The following is a 1287-nucleotide window of genomic DNA, read 5'->3' as shown; positions in this document are numbered from 1 at the left end:
AAACATTCCTGTTAATGCTAAGAAATTGCCTTAGACAAAAAAGGAGCGCCTCGGTATGATGGGGTTGCAACGGGTCAGAAGCCCTTAAATACCCACCAGGAGGCGCTTACTATGAATCATAAACAAATTCACATTCAAAATCAACGCATTGAACGAATTTCCCCAACACATCTCATTATTGGGGTGGACATCGCGAAAGAAGTTCATGTTGCTCACGCAACAAATTATCGAGGGATTGTTCTTACTCATAACCCACTTCGCTTCAGAAACTCACTTGAAGGTTTTGAGGCATTTCAAAATTGGATGCATCGTTTGCTAAAGAAACATGGGTATACAGATGCCATCATTGGAATGGAACCGACGGGCCATTATTGGTGGACGTTTGCAGATCACTTGGAGGAACAGAAGCAGCAGGTAGCTTTAGTTAATCCGGTCGCAACGAAGCGTAACAAGGAAAATCGAGATAATTGTCCTTCTAAAAGCGATCCCAAAGACGCTCAGGTCATCGCTGACTTAGTCAGCCGAGGCTATTACAGCGAAGTTCGGCCACAAGCGGCCTCTTTCGAAAGATTGCGGAGCTTGATGGGGGAACGAGAGTTTTGGCTGGAGGATCGGATTCGCATGGAAAACAGAATTACACGCTGGTTAGACATACATTTTCCTGGGTATGACAAGGTTTTTTCAGACTGGAGATGCCGTCGTTCGGTTGCAACTCTTAAAGCGTTCCCGACTCCGAGTGAATTACAGGGGCTCACGACAACAGAGGTCATTGAACAGTGGCGAGAGCAACATATGCAGCGTGCAGGTGGAAGTCGCGGCATTCAGAAGGCGGCAGAACTTTTAGCTGAAGCAAAGCGGAGTGTCGGACGTGTAAAGGAGCTAGAGGAAGCAAAAAAGGAAATAGAAAGGTTGGTGGAGCAGTATGAGCGGTTAGAGAACATGCTGCAAACACTTGAGGGAGAATGCAAGATACTTCTGGAAGAGATCCCGGTGGCTAGGCAGTTACAGTCGATCAAAGGGCTAAGCACGATCCTCGTAGGAGCTATCTTAGCTGGTGCAGGAGATCTTAAAAACTATGCGCATGGCAATCAGTTGTTGCGTAGAGCGGGGTTAAATTTGGCGGAATGTAGCTCGGGAAAACGAAAGGGACAGATTACGTTATCCAAACGGGGGGATGCCATGCTACGAAAGTACATGTATCTAGCAACTGTACAACTGATCGGTAACCACTCACAGTTCCGGCAATGGCATCAAAGCAATACGAAGGAAAAGGGAATGAAAAAACAC

Annotated in this window: 1 protein-coding gene; it reads left to right on the top strand. The window is 46.5% G+C overall.

Annotated elements, in window-relative coordinates; all coding sequences use genetic code 11:
• Nucleotides 1-111: 111 nt before the first annotated feature.
• A partial coding sequence (locus ACFQZT_RS32220) for an IS110 family RNA-guided transposase (protein ID WP_379307053.1) occupies nt 112-1287 on the top strand: 1176 nt, incomplete at its 3' end.

Origin of the sequence: Paenibacillus sp. GCM10027628 (assembly GCF_042676385.1) — a bacterium.
GTDB lineage: Bacteria > Bacillota > Bacilli > Paenibacillales > NBRC-103111 > Paenibacillus_E.
The sequence above is the reverse complement of the archived record's forward strand: the minus strand, read 5'-3'. Positions and strand labels throughout refer to the sequence as shown.